Annotated in this window: 17 protein-coding genes; 8 read left to right on the forward strand and 9 right to left on the reverse strand. The window is 69.0% G+C overall.

From position 1 onward, the window contains the following. Positions 1-24: 24 nt before the first annotated feature. Positions 25-1,251 carry a PucR family transcriptional regulator gene (locus tag NS3_RS01185; protein ID WP_067852364.1) on the reverse strand — a complete coding sequence of 409 codons (1,227 nt, stop codon included), beginning with the start codon at positions 1,249-1,251 and terminating at the stop codon, positions 25-27. Between the two features lie 170 nt (positions 1,252-1,421). Between NS3_RS01185 and NS3_RS01190 the strand changes: the two genes are divergently transcribed. The 3 genes from NS3_RS01190 to NS3_RS01200 all read left to right on the forward strand — a co-directional run bounded on the left by NS3_RS01190 (position 1,422) and on the right by NS3_RS01200 (position 6,390). After that, positions 1,422-2,945, forward strand: a complete 1,524-nt coding sequence (locus NS3_RS01190; protein ID WP_067852366.1) for a class I adenylate-forming enzyme family protein — start codon at positions 1,422-1,424, stop codon at positions 2,943-2,945. A 126-nt stretch (positions 2,946-3,071) separates the two neighbouring features. Beyond that, the gene (locus NS3_RS01195; protein ID WP_084494932.1) at positions 3,072-4,928 is read left to right on the forward strand and encodes a DUF3556 domain-containing protein; all 1,857 of its coding nucleotides are present in this window, start codon (positions 3,072-3,074) and stop codon (positions 4,926-4,928) included. Between the two features lie 28 nt (positions 4,929-4,956). Beyond that, positions 4,957-6,390 carry a phytoene desaturase family protein gene (locus NS3_RS01200; RefSeq protein WP_067852368.1) on the forward strand — a complete coding sequence of 478 codons (1,434 nt, stop codon included), beginning with the start codon at positions 4,957-4,959 and terminating at the stop codon, positions 6,388-6,390. Positions 6,391-6,504: 114 nt separating this feature from the next. Here the strand turns inward: NS3_RS01200 and NS3_RS01205 are convergent, their stop codons facing one another. Then, on the reverse strand, positions 6,505-6,939 hold the full coding sequence (locus tag NS3_RS01205; RefSeq protein ID WP_067852773.1) for a helix-turn-helix domain-containing protein: 435 nt from the start codon (positions 6,937-6,939) through the stop codon (positions 6,505-6,507). Positions 6,940-7,053: 114 nt separating this feature from the next. Here NS3_RS01205 and NS3_RS01210 point away from each other — a divergent pair, with 114 nt between their 5' ends. Continuing rightward, positions 7,054-7,356, forward strand: coding sequence for a DUF1905 domain-containing protein (locus NS3_RS01210; RefSeq protein WP_067852370.1), 303 nt, complete (start codon positions 7,054-7,056; stop codon positions 7,354-7,356). Here NS3_RS01210 and NS3_RS01215 read toward each other — a convergent pair. Together NS3_RS01215 and NS3_RS01220 are read right to left on the reverse strand one after the other, a co-directional pair. Then, complete coding sequence (locus tag NS3_RS01215) at positions 7,353-7,649, reverse strand: type II toxin-antitoxin system PemK/MazF family toxin (RefSeq protein ID WP_067852372.1); 297 nt, start codon at positions 7,647-7,649, stop codon at positions 7,353-7,355. The two genes, NS3_RS01210 and NS3_RS01215, sit on opposite strands and share 4 nt — an antisense overlap. Next, complete coding sequence (locus NS3_RS01220) at positions 7,636-7,869, reverse strand: hypothetical protein (protein WP_067852374.1); 234 nt, start codon at positions 7,867-7,869, stop codon at positions 7,636-7,638. Before NS3_RS01220 ends, NS3_RS01215 begins: the two co-directional genes overlap by 14 nt. Positions 7,870-7,971: 102 nt before the next feature. Here NS3_RS01220 and NS3_RS01225 point away from each other — a divergent pair, with 102 nt between their 5' ends. Beyond that, a complete protein-coding gene (locus tag NS3_RS01225; protein ID WP_067852376.1) occupies positions 7,972-8,778 on the forward strand; it encodes an alpha/beta fold hydrolase in 807 nt (268 codons plus the stop codon). 22 nt (positions 8,779-8,800) lie between these two features. On the opposite strand, the gene NS3_RS01230 is transcribed toward NS3_RS01225, so the two are convergent. Continuing rightward, positions 8,801-9,376 (reverse strand): TetR/AcrR family transcriptional regulator, encoded by a 576-nt coding sequence (locus NS3_RS01230; protein ID WP_067852378.1) that lies wholly within the window; start codon positions 9,374-9,376, stop codon positions 8,801-8,803. Between the two features lie 107 nt (positions 9,377-9,483). Between NS3_RS01230 and NS3_RS01235 the strand changes: the two genes are divergently transcribed. Beyond that, positions 9,484-9,861: a DUF4267 domain-containing protein gene (locus tag NS3_RS01235; RefSeq protein ID WP_067852380.1), complete on the forward strand. Its 378-nt coding sequence runs from the start codon at positions 9,484-9,486 to the stop codon at positions 9,859-9,861. 77 nt (positions 9,862-9,938) lie between these two features. Here the strand turns inward: NS3_RS01235 and NS3_RS01240 are convergent, their stop codons facing one another. From NS3_RS01240 to NS3_RS01250, 3 genes are read right to left on the reverse strand one after another with little or no spacing between them, the layout of a single operon-like run. Beyond that, complete coding sequence (locus NS3_RS01240; RefSeq protein ID WP_067852382.1) at positions 9,939-10,574, reverse strand: TetR/AcrR family transcriptional regulator; 636 nt, start codon at positions 10,572-10,574, stop codon at positions 9,939-9,941. 19 nt (positions 10,575-10,593) lie between these two features. Beyond that, on the reverse strand, positions 10,594-11,358 hold the full coding sequence (locus tag NS3_RS01245; RefSeq protein WP_067852384.1) for a crotonase/enoyl-CoA hydratase family protein: 765 nt from the start codon (positions 11,356-11,358) through the stop codon (positions 10,594-10,596). Next, positions 11,355-12,884: a TLP1 C-terminal extension domain-containing protein gene (locus NS3_RS01250; RefSeq protein WP_067852386.1), complete on the reverse strand. Its 1,530-nt coding sequence runs from the start codon at positions 12,882-12,884 to the stop codon at positions 11,355-11,357. Before NS3_RS01250 ends, NS3_RS01245 begins: the two co-directional genes overlap by 4 nt. A 329-nt stretch (positions 12,885-13,213) precedes the next feature. On the opposite strand from NS3_RS01250, the gene NS3_RS01255 reads away from it, so the two are divergent. Then, positions 13,214-14,320, forward strand: coding sequence for a glycoside hydrolase family 183 protein (locus tag NS3_RS01255; protein ID WP_067852388.1), 1,107 nt, complete (start codon positions 13,214-13,216; stop codon positions 14,318-14,320). Between the two features lie 61 nt (positions 14,321-14,381). Beyond that, positions 14,382-15,032 carry a class I SAM-dependent methyltransferase gene (locus NS3_RS01260; RefSeq protein WP_067852390.1) on the forward strand — a complete coding sequence of 217 codons (651 nt, stop codon included), beginning with the start codon at positions 14,382-14,384 and terminating at the stop codon, positions 15,030-15,032. Between the two features lie 3 nt (positions 15,033-15,035). Here the strand turns inward: NS3_RS01260 and NS3_RS01265 are convergent, their stop codons facing one another. Then, on the reverse strand, positions 15,036-15,638 hold the full coding sequence (locus tag NS3_RS01265; protein WP_067852392.1) for an alpha/beta hydrolase family protein: 603 nt from the start codon (positions 15,636-15,638) through the stop codon (positions 15,036-15,038). Between the last annotated feature and the right edge of the window lie 117 nt (positions 15,639-15,755).

Raw genomic sequence — 15,755 nt, forward strand, 5'->3', positions numbered from 1 at the left:
CGTGCGGCGGCGGTAGGCGGGGGGTCAGCTCGGGCGGGCCATACCCAGTTGTTCGGATACCCGCAGCGCGACTTCGACATCGAGCCGGTCCACGGTCAACGAGTGGCCGAGCACTTCCTCCGCGCGGCGGATGCGGTAGTGGACGGTGTTCTTGTGGATGTGCATGCGGGCGGCGGCGTCGGTGAGGCTGCCACGGCAGTCCAGATAGGTGCGCACGGTTTCGCGCAGGCGGGCGGTGGTCTCGTCCTCGCGCATGAGTTCGCCGAGAACGCGGTGCACCCAGGCTCTGGTGTCGGGCAGGTGGTCCATCAGCAGGCCGGTCAGTGCCACTCGGGTGTGCAGGGTCAGGGGTGAGCCGCTGTCGGCGAGCAGGGCGAGGTTGCGGGCGCGCTGGGCGTCGCGGAAGGTCTGACGGAAGCCGTCGAGGCCGGCGCCCAGGTCGCCGACCGCGACGTGAATGCCTCTCCGGCGGGTGAGGTCTCGTTCGAGTCGTTCGACGTCGAGGGACGGTTTGCCCGCCGAGGAGATCCACACCCAGCAGTTCTGTTCGTCGATGAGCGCGGTGAGCGGTTCCTTGCCGGTGGCGGCGGTGAGCATCGCGACGCCCGCGCGCAGCAGGTCGCTCGCGGGGACAGCAGCCTTGCGGACCGAGACGATGGCGGCCAGGTGCCATCCGCGCAGGGAGGTGGCCAGCATGTGTTCGGCCGACGCCAGGTCCAGGTTCTCGGTGTCGAGCACCGCGCGGATCTGCGCGGCCCGCATGGTGTCCGAGCGCATGTCCCAGCGCCTGCGCTCGCTTTCGTAGATGTCGACGATGCCTTCGATGACGCGGTCGATGTAGGTGTTGACCACCGTCGCGCCGCGGCCCGCGGTCTCCAGCGCGAGTTCGGCGGGCAGCTCGCAGGTGCGGAGTTCACCGATGATCCGCTGGGTGAGCCAGTGCTCGCCGAGACGGTAGGCGCGCAGCAACGCCTCGGGGGCCATGCCCTGCTGGGCGACGCGGCGGGCGTATTCGGCGGCGGCCAGCGGCACGGTGATGTCGTCGCGGGAGGCGCTGAGCGCGAGCATGTCGATGATGGCGGCGAGGTTGGACGCGGTGCTGGCGATCATCAGCCGCCGCACTTCGTCGTCGTGGTGGAACTCCGGAATCCGGTCGATGAACATCGTGGTGATCTCGGCGATGATCGGATCGAAATCAGCCCTGAGACGTTCGGCGACCGCGCGGGTGGCCTCGTCGACGTCCGTACTCATGCCCGGACCGTACCGGAGGGTTTGCTGTGGTTCGGGTGCTTTCCCCAGCTTGTTGTGCTGTCGGCACAAAGCCGGATGAAGACTCTGGGGCGCGGGCCCGTAGCCGCTGCCCCGTCGCCGGGCATACCTTTGCGATGTAATCCGCATCACATCGACCCGGTGAGGGAATCGTGCACCATATTGTCGGTTTGCCGGAGTTCCGCGCCACGTGGCATCCCAGCGGCGCGTGCATCGCAGACGATCGCGAACAACTGGACAACCAATCTTTCGCCCGCCGGGTGCGGGCGGCAGCGACCATTCTCTACGCCCACGGAATTCGACAGGGCGATGTCGTCGCGGTGGTTCTTCCGAATCGTCTCGAATTCGCCGTGATCATGTTCGCCGCGTGGCGGCTGGGCGCGGCGGTCACGCCGGTGCGGCCGGACTCCACCGCCGAGGAGATCGGCTACCAGGTGCGCGACAGCGCTGCCTCGGTGGTGGTCACCGTGACCGGCGAGGAGGCGGGGACGCTGGCCATGGCCGAGGTGGCGGGCGCCGGCGTCGAGGAGGGCGTGCACGAGGCCGTCACGCCGGAGTCGGACGCACCCGCGCTGATCATCTACACCAGCGGCACCACCGGGCAGCCGAAGGGCGTGGTACTCGAGCACGGCAACGTCGCGGCCATGTGCGACATGGTGGTGGAGGCGTTCGGCCTGGACAACACCGACCACAGCCTGCTGATCCTGCCGCTGTTCCACGTCAACGGCATCGTCGTGAGCATTCTGTCGCCGCTGCTGGCGGGCGGCCGCGTCACGATCGCCGGGCGGTTCTCGGCGTCGGCCTTCTTCGACGTGGTCGAACGAGTCCGGCCGACCTACTTCTCAGCGGTGCCCTCGATCTACGCCATGCTGGTCGCCCAGCCGACGAGCGCCGTGCCCGACATGTCCTCGCTGAGGCGGGTGGTCTGCGGCGCCGCCCCGATGCCCGCGGAGCTGATCGGCCGCTTCGAATCCCGGTTCGGCGTCCCGATCGTCGAGGGGTACGGATTGTCCGAGGGCACCTGCGCCTCCACGCTCAACCCGCCCGCCGGACCGCGCAAACCGGGCACCGTCGGCGTCGCGCTGCCCGGTCAGACCGTGGCGATCATGGACCCCGAGGGCCGCCTCGTGGCCGACGGCGAACGCGGCGAGGTGGTGATCCGCGGTGCCAATGTGATGCGCGGCTACCTCGGCAGGCCGGAGGCCACCGCGCAGACGGTGATCGACGGCTGGCTGCACACCGGCGACGTCGGCTACCTCGACGAGGACGGCTACCTCGTGTTGGTCGACCGGATCAAGGACATGATCATCCGCGGCGGCGAGAACATCTATCCCAAGGAGATCGAGAACGTCCTGCACACGCATCCCGCGGTGTTGGAATCCGCGGTGGTCGGCGCGCCGGACCCGGTGCTCGGCGAGGTGCCGGTGGCGTACGTGGTGACGATGCCCGAGACGACGGTCGATGCCGCCGAACTCCTCGCGCACTGCCGGGCTTCGCTGACCCGCACCAAGGTGCCGGTGTCGCTCGACATCACCGAGGCGCTGCCACGCAACGCGGTGGGGAAGATCGACAAGAAGAAGCTGAGGGCCCTCGCCGCCACGGCAGATGCCACAGCCGCCACGGCAGATGCCACAGCCGCCACGGCAGAGACGACAATCGCCGTCGCCGGAGGATAGAAAACCCTCGACACAGACCGCATCCCACCCGAAATGAATTTTCGGGCAGGTGAATGCTGCGCCCGATTTGCCCGTCGGCGCAATTCATTCCACAGCTCTATTTCATCCGACAGAAAGGGCCGGACAATGGGGTTCACAACAGCAGAACTTCCTCCCGTCGATCCGGGGGAATTCCTGAAGAAACCACTCACCGAGCGCATGCGGATACTCGCGTTGCACTGGGTGGACTACGGGTTCGGCTCGGCCAGGATGATCCAGCTGATCTATGTGCTCAAGGTCGCGCTGATCTCGGTGCTCGCCGGCGTCGCGCTGGCGACCTGGACCTCCGGGGTCGGCCCGTTCTGGGATGTCGCGGCGTGGTGGAACCAGCCGGTGGTCTACCAGAAGCTGGTGCTGTGGACGGTGCTGCTGGAAGGGCTCGGTATCGCCGGCTCGTGGGGGCCGCTCGCGGGCAAGTTCAAGCCGATGACCGGCGGCGTCCTGTTCTTCGCCCGGCCGGGCACGATCCGGCTGCGGCCGTGGCGGTGGATGCCGTTCACCAGCGGCGACACCCGCACCGTGCTCGACGCGGTGTTGTACGTGGCGTTCCTGACGACGCTGGTCGCGGCGATCGTGGCGCCCGGCGTGAGCAGCGCGTCGCTGTCGGAGGCGCTGCCGGACAACACCTCCGGCCTGGTGAACCCGGCGCTGCTGATCGCCCCGATCGTGCTCTACGTGCTGTTGGGCCTGCGTGACAAGACCATCTTCCTCACCGCGCGCGGCGAGCAGTACCTGCCCGCGCTGGTCTTCTTCGCGACGCTGCCGTTCGTGGACATGATCATCGCCGCGAAGCTGCTGATCTGCGTGGTGTGGATCGGCGCGGGTGTGTCCAAGTTCGGCAAGCACTTCAGCAATGTGGTGCCGCCGATGGTCTCCAACGGCCCGGTCGTGCCGGGCAAGTGGCTCAAGCGGCTGAACTACCGCGACGTCCCGCGCGACCTGCGCCCGTCGAAGACGGCCTCGTTCCTCGCCCACGTCGGCGGCACGACCGTCGAGATCATCACCCCGCTGGTACTGCTGTTCTCCACCAACCACTGGCTGAGCGTGGCCGGGGTGATCATGATGGTGATCTTCCACGCCTTCATCACCTCCACCTTCCCGCTGGCGGTGCCGCTGGAATGGAATGTGCTGTTCGGTTACCTCTCGGTGTTCCTGTTCCTGGGCTTCCCGAACGAAAGCGGTTACGGTCTGGCCGATTTCTCGTCGCCGTGGTTGCTCGCGCTGATCGCCGTGGCGCTGGTCTTCTTCCCCGTGCTCGGCAATCTGCGCCCCGATCTGGTGTCGTTCCTGCCGTCCATGCGGCAGTACGCGGGCAACTGGGCCTCGGCTCTGTGGGCCTTCGCGCCCGGCGCCGAGGAGAAGCTGAACACCCTGGAGCACCGCCCGACGCAGAACCAGATCGATCAACTGCTGGCCATGGGCTATCCGCGCGAGGTCGCCGAGATGACCATGCAGCAGACCATCGCGTGGCGGTCGATGCACAGCCAGGGCCGCGGCCTGTTCTCCGCGCTGTACACCCACATTCCCGATCTCGACCGCTGGACCGTGCGGGAAGCGGAGTTCGCCTGCAACTCGCTCATCGGCTTCAACTTCGGTGACGGTCATCTGCACAACATCGACCTGATCGAGGCGGTGCAGCGGCGGGTCGGCTTCGCGCCGGGTGAGTGGATCGTCGTCTGGGTGGAGTCGCAGGCCATCCACGAGGGCATCCAGCGCTACCAGGTCATCGACGCGGCGCTCGGCGTCGTCGAGCGCGGCACCTGGCAGGTCGCCGACGCGGTCGATGCGCAGCCGTGGCTGCCCGACGGCCCCATTCCGCTGCAGGTGACCTGGCGGTCGCCGAACTACAGCGGGCTGGTCGCGGCTCCGGCTCCGGCTCCGGCTCCGGCTCCGGCTCCGGCTCCGGCTCCGGCTCCGGCTCCAGCGCCGCAGACCGTCAGCTGATTCCATCCGACGGAGGAAGGGAGAACCCATGAGCACCGCGATCGTGGTCGGCAGCGGCCCCAATGGTCTGGCGTCGGCCGTCGTCTTGGCCCGGGCCGGGGTAGCGGTCACCGTGCTGGAGGGTGCCGACGAGATCGGCGGCGGCACCCGCAGCGGCGAAGCCATCGTGCCGGGACTGCTGCACGATCACTGCTCGGCCATCCACCCGATGGCGGTGGGTTCTCCCTTCCTGCGCGGCCTCGACCTCGAGCGCTACGGATTGTCCTGGGCCTGGCCGGAGGTCGACTGCGCTCATCCGCTCGACGATCACAGCGCCGGCGTGCTGGTCCGATCCGTCGGCGAGACCGCGGACGGCCTGGGCCGCGACGCCCGCGCCTGGCGGCTGCTGTTCGAACGCCCGGCCGCGAACTACGACCGGATGAGTGCCGACATCATGCGACCCTTGCTCCGCGTCCCTCGTCACCCGATCGCGCTGGCCCGCTTCGGACTCCCCGCGCTGGCCCCGGCCACGACCCTGGCCAAGACGTTCCGGACCGAGCAGGCGAGAGCCCTGTTCGGCGGGGTCGCGGCGCACGCGTTCCATCCGCTGCACCGGCCGCTGAGCGCGAGCATCGGGCTCGGCATCCTCACCGCGGGTCACACCTACGGCTGGGCCGTCGCCCGCGGCGGGTCGCAGCGGATCGCCGACGCGATGGCGGCCGCGCTCGGCGACCTGGGCGGGAAGATCGAGACCGGCGTGCCCGTGCGGTCGATGTCGGATCTGCCCCCGGCGGATCTGACCATGTGGGACCTGTCGCCGACCGCGGTCGCCGACATCCTCGGCGACCGTCTGCCGTCTCGGACCAGCAAGGCGTATCACAGGTTCCGCTACGGACCCGGCGCCTTCAAGGTCGACTTCGCGGTCGAGGGCGGCGTGCCGTGGAGCGCACACGCCGCGCGGCGGGCGGGCACGGTCCACCTCGGCGGCGGGTTCGCCGAGATCGCGGCGACCGAACGCGACATCCATCGCGGACGCATGCCCGAACGTCCCTTCGTGCTGGTCGGGCAGCAGTATCTGGCCGATCCGCAGCGTTCGGCAGGCGACATCCACCCGGTGTGGACCTACGCCCACGTCCCGCACGGCTACACCGGCGACGCGACAGCGGCCATCATCGACCAGATCGAGCGCTTCGCCCCCGGCTTCCGCGATCGGGTCGTCGGCACCGCCGTGCGCAGCACCACGGAGTTCGCCCGGTACAACCCGAACTACGTCGGCGGCAACATCATGACGGGCGCGAAGGACATTCCCCAGTTGATGTTCGGCCCGCGAACGACCTTGCAGCCCTACGACATCGGCCTGCCCGGGAACTATCTCTGCTCGGCCGCCACACCACCCGGCCCCGGCGCGCACGGGATGTGCGGAGCGAACGCCGCGCACCGAGCGCTGCGCCGGGCGGGCATCACGGCAACCCCGCCGCGCTGACCCGAACCTCCGCCTACCTCGGCGGAAAGCCTGCATTCCGGCAGGGAGCAAAGGCGGCATCCGAACGCTCCGCACGGAGACCCCGCCCACCGCCGGGCGCGTCGGAGGCAACTATCAGGACAATCCGAAGCCTTCGGACAGTCCTGGGAGATGATCGGCCGTCCGGCGCGCCTCCCCCTGCTGGGTGCGCCGGTATTCGAGCAGGGAAGCGGCCAGGATACGGCGATGCCTGCCCACCAATCGGTATCGGATACGCCCTTCGTGCAGCAGCTTGATGAGGTGCGGGCGGGAGACGCCGAGGAGTTCGGCGGCCTGTTGGGTGGTCAGTTCCGCGTTCGCGGGAATCACGGTGACGCCTCGGCCGGCCGCCAGGTTCGCCAGTACTTCGCGGAGTGGCTCCAGAGCTGCGGGCGGGAGGTGCACCGGTTCGGCCGTTCCGGCGATGGTGATGTCGACAGTGTCGGCGCCCGGGGCTACGGCGCGCAGCGCTTCCAGAGCTTGCTCGGCCTGTTCCAGTTCCCCGCCACTCGGATTCGCACGGGCGGACATGGCCACCACCTCCACTGGCAAAATTATGAGACAAACGCAATAAACGCAATGGTCGGCGGCTAACGATTCGGAACCCTGCCCTGAGTTGTCGGTGCCCGCGGCTAGTGTCGCGGCGTGGCTGAGTCGCGGTTTTCGTTCACGGCGCGGGTGTGGGAGCACGACGGGGAGGGCGCCTGGTTCTTCCTCGCCGTGCCGGAGGAGGTGGCCGACGAGATCGATGATCGCTACGCCCACCGCGCGGGCGGGTTCGGGTCGGTGAAGGTACGGGTGCGCATCGGCGGGAGCGATTGGTCGACCTCGCTGTTCCCGGACAAGAAGCGCGGGACCTACATCCTGCCGCTGAAGAAGGCGGTGCGGGTCGCCGAGGGGCTCGGTGCGGGGTCGGAGCCGGAAGTGGAGATCGCGGTGGCGATCTAGAGGTCCATCGCGGCGCGCAGGGCGGTGTCGACACGGTCGAGCACCTCGGCGTCCATGGTGTCGATGTGGTCGGCGAGCCAGCCCCGGTAGATGCGGCCGATATTGCCCGCGTGCACCCAGCCGCGGTCGGGGACCGCGACGGCGAGAATGTCCTCCGGATTCCGGTCGAGCACTTCGGCGGCGATCAACCACTGCCGCGACGACTCGTTGATGCCGTCACTGCTGATGATCACCACGGTGCGCTGCCGGGCCGAGCCGTGCGGATGGTAGCTCCACAGTTCACCCCTGCGCACGCATGGCCTTCTCCGCGGCGGCCATTTCCGCGTCGTCGGCGGCCGCCTCGGCCATCACCATGGCGAGATCGGGAGCGGGCCCGACGCCGATGCGCACCGCTTCCCGCCTGGCGGCGCGCGATATCCACGCCGAGGGCGACATGCCTGCCCGCGCCGCCGCCTGTTCGGCGTACGACCAGGCCGCCTCGTCCAGCGAGAGGGTGACCTTACGGGTTGCCATACCTTTTATCCTACTCGCGATCGGCCCGCGCGGTCGGACGAAAACGTGCTCACGGGCTGCTAGCGTTCGGCGCAGCGCCAACAACGGAGTATGGGGACAGATATGACCAGGTTGAACCATCATCGCGTCGGATCGGGGGAACCCCTGGTCCTGGTCCACGGCATCGGCAGCCGCTGGCAGGTCTGGGAACCGGTCATTCCCGCGCTCGCCGAGCGGTTCGAGGTGATCGCGGTGGACCTGCCCGGCTTCGGAGGCTCGGATCCCTTGCCGCACACCACGGTCGCCACGCTCACCGACGCGCTCGCGGACTTTCTCGCCGAGGAGGGCATCGAGAAGCCGCATCTGGCAGGCAATTCCATGGGCGGCTACATCACCCTGCAACTGGGCGCGCGCGGCTTGGCCCGCTCGGTGACCGCTTACTCCCCGATCGGCTTCTGGGACACTCCCGGCCGGGTCTGGTGCCAGCAGACGCTGGGCAAATCGCTGGTGCTGATGTCGGTGCTGCGGCCGGTGATTCCGCGCCTGCTCGACACCGCGGCGGGCCGCACCGCCTTCCTCTACCTGGTCTTCGGCCGGCCGTGGGCGCTCGACGGGCAGACCGCGCTGGAGACCGCGCAGGGCGCCGCGGGAGCTCCGGGATTCCGGGAGGCGCTGGCCTCGTTCGCCGATGTGCGGTTCGGCGCGATCGGCGCGCTGGCGGACATCCCGGTCACCGTCGCCTGGGGCAATCGCGACATCCTGCTGACCTACGCCACGCAGAGCAAGCGCGCCCGCCTGGCGCTGCCGACCGCGCGGCACCGCACGCTGTTCGGCAGCGGGCACACCCCCTTCTACGACGACCCGGAGGCGTGCGTGCGGGTCCTGCTCGAACAATTCGACACCGTCGAGGGTCAGGCGGAGGCGAACTAGCGACTCCGCACGAAACCTCGCCTCATCGGACGCCCGCGACACGGGTGACGAGAAAGTCGAGCCGCTCCTGCTGACCTTCCGCGGGAATGCGTCCGCTGTCCGCCAGCACCACCATGCCGTGCAATGCACTCCAGACGACTTCGGCGAACAGTTCCCGTCGAGGATTGTCCGGCGGGAAGCAGTGGACGAACTCATCGAACGCGGCGCGCAGCGGAGGCGGCGTCTGGGCGCTCGCGAATTTCAGGTCGGTGGGCAGGATGAACATGGCCTGATACAGGGCGGGCCGTTCGGCCGCGAAGCCGAGATAGGCGCGGCAGACGGCGCGCAGAGCCTGACCGGAATCAGCGTCGGCTCGCCGCGCCAGGCGCAGATGGGTGGCGAGTTCCCCGAAGCCGTCCATCGCGACGGCGCTCACGATGGCGTCCTTGCCGTGGAAATGGCTGTAGAGCACCGGCTGGCTGTACTCGACGCGTTCGGCCAGCCGCCGTGTCGTCACCGCCTCCCAGCCTTCGGTCTCCGCGAGTTCGCGCGCGGCAGCGATGATCAGCTGATGGCGGTGGACGCGCTCGCGTTCGCGGCGATCACTGAGGGCGGACATGACCGAATCCTAGCAGTGCTAGACATTCTTTCGATGAAACGCTAGCGTCGATCTCACTGCTAGCGCCGCTAGATCTGGGCGACGCTGTTCCGAGGGAGGAACCCACCGTGCTCACCAACATCGCCTGCGTACTCGCCGCACTGATCGGCGCAGCCGTCGTCTTCCTGGGGGCGCGCGCCTTCTGGGCACCGCAGGCCGCGACCGGCTTCGGCATCCCCGGCACACCGACCGACGATCCTGTCTTCCGAGCCTGGCTGCAGGTCAAGGGGATTCGCGACACAGCCACAGGGCTGTTCATCTTCGTCCTGCTGGCCGGGACGACACCACAAGTGCTGGGCTGGTTCCTGCTGGTCGCCGTCATCATCCCGGTCGGCGACACACTGACCGTTCTGCGCAGCAACGGACCCAAGGCGGCCGCCTACGGCATCCACGGAGCCACCGCGGTCACGATGGCGGCGATCAGCGCGTTGCTGCTTCTCGCGTAATCGCCTGACCGCGAGCCGATTCCGATATCGCATCTCGCCTGATGGTCGGGCGACTCTCGCCCGGATGGAGCCGCCGATCAGCGGGGGTCGAGCAGGGTGTTCGCCGGCGCGCCGCCGAGCAGCACGCGCACCGCGTTCACCCAGCGCTCGCGCGACAGGCGGTTGGCCTCGGCGTAACCGGTGAGCAGGGCGCGCATCGCCAGTCCGGTGACGATCTCGATGGTGAACTCGGTGATCGTCGGCACCCGCGGGTCGTCGGGGAATTCGGCGCGGAACAGGTCGCGCACGGCGATGTGCATCTGCTCCAGCAGCCGGTGCTCGTAGGGCAGGAAAGCCGCGCGCAGTTCGGGATCGGTGCGCGCGCCCACCCAGATCTCCAGTGCCGCGAGGAACGACGGCCCGGAGAACATGTCCATGGTCAGCTCGACCGCCGCCGACAGCCGGTCGCCGCCGGGCGGGATGGCGGCGAATTCCGTTGTCAGCTGATCGAATCGACGCTGGGCGAGGTGTTCGACCGCGCCGGCCAGCAGATCCGGCTTGGTCGGGAAATGATGTTGCAGGGTGCCGCGCGGCACCCCCGCGCGGCTCTGCACCTCCAGAGTGGTGGTGCCGGCGTAGCCGACCTCCACCAGGCTCTCGACGGCCGCGTCCAGGAGCCGCGCGCGAGTGCGCGCGCGGCGCTGCGCCTGCGTCTCCCGGAGGCGTTCGGTCATCTGATCTCGCCCTTACCGCTCAGCGACCCTGCCACTTGGGCTCGCGCTTCTCTGCGAAGGCGAGCGCGCCCTCGGCGGCATCCTTGGAGAACAGCGCGGGCAGCGCGATCTCGCCCTGCTTGGCGAAGCCCTCGGCCTGCGTCCAGTCCGGCGACTCGTCGATGATGCGCTTGCTCGCCGCGACCGACAGCGGCGCCGCCGCGACGATCTCCGCGGCCAGTTCCAGCGCCACGTCCAGCGCGCCGCCGGGCTCGGTGACCCGGTTGATCAGGCCGAGCTGATACAGCCGCTCGGCGGAGATCCGGCCGCCGGTCAGGGCCAGTTCGGCGGCGATCGGACGCGGCAGCCGCTGGGTCAGCCGCAGCACGCCGCCGCCCGCGGCCACCAGACCGCGCTTGACCTCGGGGATGCCGAACTGCGCGTCGCTCGCGGCGACGATGAGATCACCGGCGAGCGCGAGCTCGAAACCACCGGCCAGCGCGAAACCTTCGACGGCCGAGATCATGGGCTTGGCAGGCGGCTTGGCGGTGATGCCGAGCGGGCCGCGCTTCTGCGTCATCGGCATCTCGCCCTTGGACGCGGCGACGAGATCCATGCCGGCGCAGAAGCTGCCGCCCGCGCCGGTCAGCACCAGCACGCGGGCCTCGGCGTCCTCCTCGAAGGCGTCGACGGCTGCCTCGATCGCCTGCGCGGTCGCCAGATCGACGGCATTGCGGGCTTCGGGGCGGTCGATGGTGAGAACGGTGATCGCGTCACGACGTTCGACCAGCACGCTCTGGCTCATTCGGCAGTCCTCTCGGTGTTCAGGGTGACCCGGCCGTCGGCGATATCGACCGCGGCGCCGATCGGGTCCGATTCGATGAAGGCCGCCACGGTTTCGGGATCGGTGACGCGCACCAGAGTACGGGCGCCTTCGGGGGTCAGCGCACTGATGATGACCGCGTCCGGCTCGTCGACCGGATCGGGGCCGTGTCCCTTGTTGTAAGGGACGGTGAAGGATTCGATCCGCGCGGGTCCGGTGTAGCCGGGGGCGGTGGCGCGGGTGGCGTCCGGGGTGGGCACCTCGACGGCACGGAAGAGCTGGGCGGGCGGGCGCGTGGAGTAGACGCCGACGCCGTGCTTGGTGATGTACCAGCCCAGCGAGGTGGACAGGCCGTAGGAGCCCGGATCGGTGCGCAGCTTCTCGGCGACGGCGGCGATGCCGTGCGTGCCGTAATTGTTGCCGGGGCCGCCGCCGAAGGTGAGGCCACCGGTCAGCGAGAGCGGGCGGCTCGGGTCGTCGATCGGCAGGCCGAAGGCCTCCGCGCCCACCTCGACGGCGATCGGGAAGCACGAGTAGAGGTCGATGTGCGCGACGTCGTCGATGCCGACGCCGGCACCCGCCAGCGCTTCCCGGCCCGCCGCGGCGATGGCGGGCGAGGCCGCCATGTCGGCGCGCTCGGAGACGTACCAGACCTCGTTGGCGGTCGCGCCACCGTGCGGGAAGACCCACTTGTCGCGCGGGACGCCCGCGGCGTCGGCGGCCGCGGCGCTGCACAGGATCAGGCCCGCGCCCTGGTCGACGGAGAGATTGGCGACCATCAGCTTGCGGTAGGGGCTGGTGACCATGCGGTTGTCGCGGGTGGCCGTGACGATCTGCTCGACCGTGTGGGCCTGCGGCTGCCAGGCGTAGGGGTTGGCGGCGGCGATCTCGGAGAACCGCGACCAGAGCCCGCCGATGCGCTGCAGATGCTCGGCCTCGCTCAGGCCGAGCCGCCCGCGCAGGGCGTTCTCCATCAGCGCGTAGAAGTGGATCGGCCCCCACAGACCGGCGGCGGTCTCCATATCGGAATTCGGGCCCTTGTCGGAGCCGAGCAGTTCGTTCGGCGCGGCGTCGGCGGCCTCCTCGGCCCAGTCCGGCGCGAGGCCGGCGCGCTTGGCGGCATTGCCCGAGGCGACCGCCTCCGCGCCGGTGACGAGCACGACTTCGGCGCGGCCGTCGGCGATGGCCTGCGCGGCCCAGTTGACCAGGCGCTGCGGGCCGTCGCCACCGAAGCGGGCGGACTGCACGGTGTGCTTGGGTGAGGCGCCGAGCGCGGCGGCGACTGCCGCGCCGAGATCGTTGTACGGCTTGCTGACCGGGGCGACCGCGGCGATCGCGTCCGCGGCGCGCAGCAGTTTGTCCCCCGCGCCGCTGTCGGCGCCCGCGCGGCGCAGCGCTTCGGCGGCGAGTTCGACCGGGCCGGGCAGCCCCGGTTCACCACTACGGTGCACCGACTGCCCGACGCCGACGAGCACGGGTGTGCGTGGGTCCATTCCGGCTGGCAGCATTCTTCCTCCGCTTCCTCAATTACCGTCACTGTTGACGGTAACCGCAGTACACGATTAGAGCAGAGGCCCGCGAGCCGCACAATCGCGGACGCGGTTTTGTTGCGGACCGGATGCCGACCGGCATCAGAACAACAACGATCATCGCCTCGACCGAAGAATCGGGGTCCGGGTTGGGCATCTGCCCAATGAGTTTTGCAACGTCCCTATTTCGCGGAGTTCGCTGCTAACATTCCCGTCGATTTGCCAGCCAGTCGGAATGTGGTTCGGGACACAGAGAGGGGGCTGAGTGTCGTGCGCCATTCCGGCGCGACCCGGAGGGCCCCATAACCTTGAAGAAGACCGCCTCCATCCTGCTGTCCACCTTGGCGGGTACTACGGCCTTGCTTCTGTCGGCGACCACGCCCGCCACGGCAAACCCGAACGCGATCAACCCGATTCCGGTGCTCAACGGCACCAACGGCCTGCCGAATCTGCCCGGCCGCACCAAGGCGGTGTTCCAGGTGACCGGCATGGCCAGCCCCAACAACACGCACAACTACAACGTCTTCGGCACCGACCTGGGCATCATGTGGGACAACGGCCACGGTGAGATGCTCACCGCGTTCGGCGACACCGCGGGCATCGGCTTCCCCAACCTGCTGGCGGGCAGCATGTGGGCGTGGCGCTCCAACATCCTGGTGCGCAGCCACAGCAAGAACCCCGCGCACGGCATCTACTTCGACAGCGTCGTGCGCGACGTGTTCGGCCAGGCCAGGGATCTCATTCCCAGCCCGAAGATCCCGTTCGTCGAGATCAGCCGCATCCCCACCGCGGGCATCTCCGCCAACGGCGTGCAATACCTGTCGATGATGTCGGTCAAGAGCTGGGACAACGTCGGCCAGTGGACCACCAATTTCTCCGGCCTGGCCGCTTCCGCCGACAACGGCGAGACCTGGGCCGACCTGGGCCACACCCGCAGACCCGATGAAGGCGGCAACGCCAACTTCCAGATGAACGCTTTCCTGAAAAGCGGTGGCTTCGTCTACGAATACGGCACCAGAGCCGGGCGCAACAACGCCGCTTTCGTCGCGCGCGTGCCCGAGCAGCACATCGAGAATCTCGCCGAGTACGAGTACTGGGACGGCAACGGCTGGCGCAAGAACGACGTGAACGCGGCCGCTCCGGTCATGCACGGGGTCGGCGAGCTGTCGGTCATGTACAACGACTATCTCGGCCAATACATCTCGCTGACCACCGATCCGTTCAACTCGGTCGTCATGCGACGCGCCTCGTCGCCGGAAGGCCCGTGGAGCCCGCCGGAAACCCTGATCGACACCCGCGAACTGCCCACCGCGTACGCGCCGTCGATCTTCCCGTACCAGACCGGTCGCGACCTGTACTTCCTCACCACGGTGCACAGCCAGTACAACGTGGTCCTCATGCACACGAGGCTCTAGCACGGGGCTCCAGCCCGTTCCGAGACTCGACGCAGGTCGGCGAGTCAATAGACTCGCGCACATGGATGCCACCGACTGGGACGAGCGCTACGCGCAGAGCGAGTTGGTCTGGGGCGCGCCGCCCAACGACACGGTGGTGGAATTCGTCTACAGCCTGCACCGGCACGCCTCCGCCCAGGACGAGAGCGGACTGCCCCGCGCGCTCGACTTGGCCTGCGGCGAGGGTCGCAATGCGCTCTGGCTGGCCACCCACGGGTGGAAGGTCCATGCCATCGACTTCTCCCAAGTCGCCGTGGACAAGGGCAAGACCGTGGCGACCCGGCTGTCCCGGTCGGTGCGCAGCCGCATCACCTGGCAGTGCGGCGATGTCACCGATCTGGACGCGGCCGGGGTGCAGGGTCCGTTCGAGCTGGTCCTGATGGTCTTCCTGCACCTCCCCGCCGAGCAGCGCCGCGCGGTGCTGGCCGCGGCCGCGAGCCGCCTGGCTCCCGAGGGCACGTTGCTGGTCCTCGGCCACGACCGCACCAACATCGAGGACGGTCACGGCGGGCCGCAGGACCCCTCCATCCTGTTCACTCCCGACGACATCGTGGCCGATCTCGCTGCCACCAGCCCGGACATGCATATCCGGATCGCCGACCGCGTGCTGCGGCCCACCGAGCACAACGACGCGATCGACGCCCTGATCGTGGCCAACCGCGCACCGGTGTAAGGGTCAGTCCTGCCCCGACCAGCGTCGCAACCAGGGCTCCACGATCTCGACGATCAGGCCGAATCCGGTCCGGAACGAGTGCGGCTGCCCCGGGATCACCCCCACCTGCGCGGCGTCGGCGGCCTCGGGGACCCCGAACGGGTCCTTCGCCCCGTTGACCACGACGACCTCGATGTCGCCGGTCGCGAGCAGTTCCTCGCGTCGTGTCTTCTCCGGCTTCCCGGGCGGATGCAGCGGAAACGACAGTGCGAGCACTCCGCGCGCCCCGGCGGCGACCGCCGTGCGGCAGGCCACTCGCGCGCCGTTGCTGCGCCCGCCCTGCACCAGCGGCCCGACCGGATAGCGGTCCCGTAGCTCGGCGACGATCTCCAGCCAGGCCGCGTCCTGCTTGTCCGCCGAGCCGGGGGCGCGTCGTCCGGCGACCCGATAGGGCTGCATCACCCTGGCCACCACGGCGCCCAGATCGACCGCCGAATCACGAACGGCCAGTATGTCTTTCGCCTCCACGCCGCCGCCGGAGCCGTGCGTGAGCAGCAGCAGGAATCGCGGTTCGCCCGGCATGTCCACCTCGACGTCGGCGGGGCCGGCACTGGTCTCGATGCGCACAGCTCACCGTAGCCGCGCGCCCGAAGTGATCTCCACACCGCGCCGACCTGCGGGTTCACCCGGACCTCAGGCCCGTGTTTTTCAGGTCACATTGCCCTCGAGGGCTTTTGCTCAGGC

Source organism: Nocardia shimofusensis NBRC 100134, assembly GCF_001613125.1.
GTDB classification, from domain to species: domain Bacteria; phylum Actinomycetota; class Actinomycetes; order Mycobacteriales; family Mycobacteriaceae; genus Nocardia; species Nocardia shimofusensis.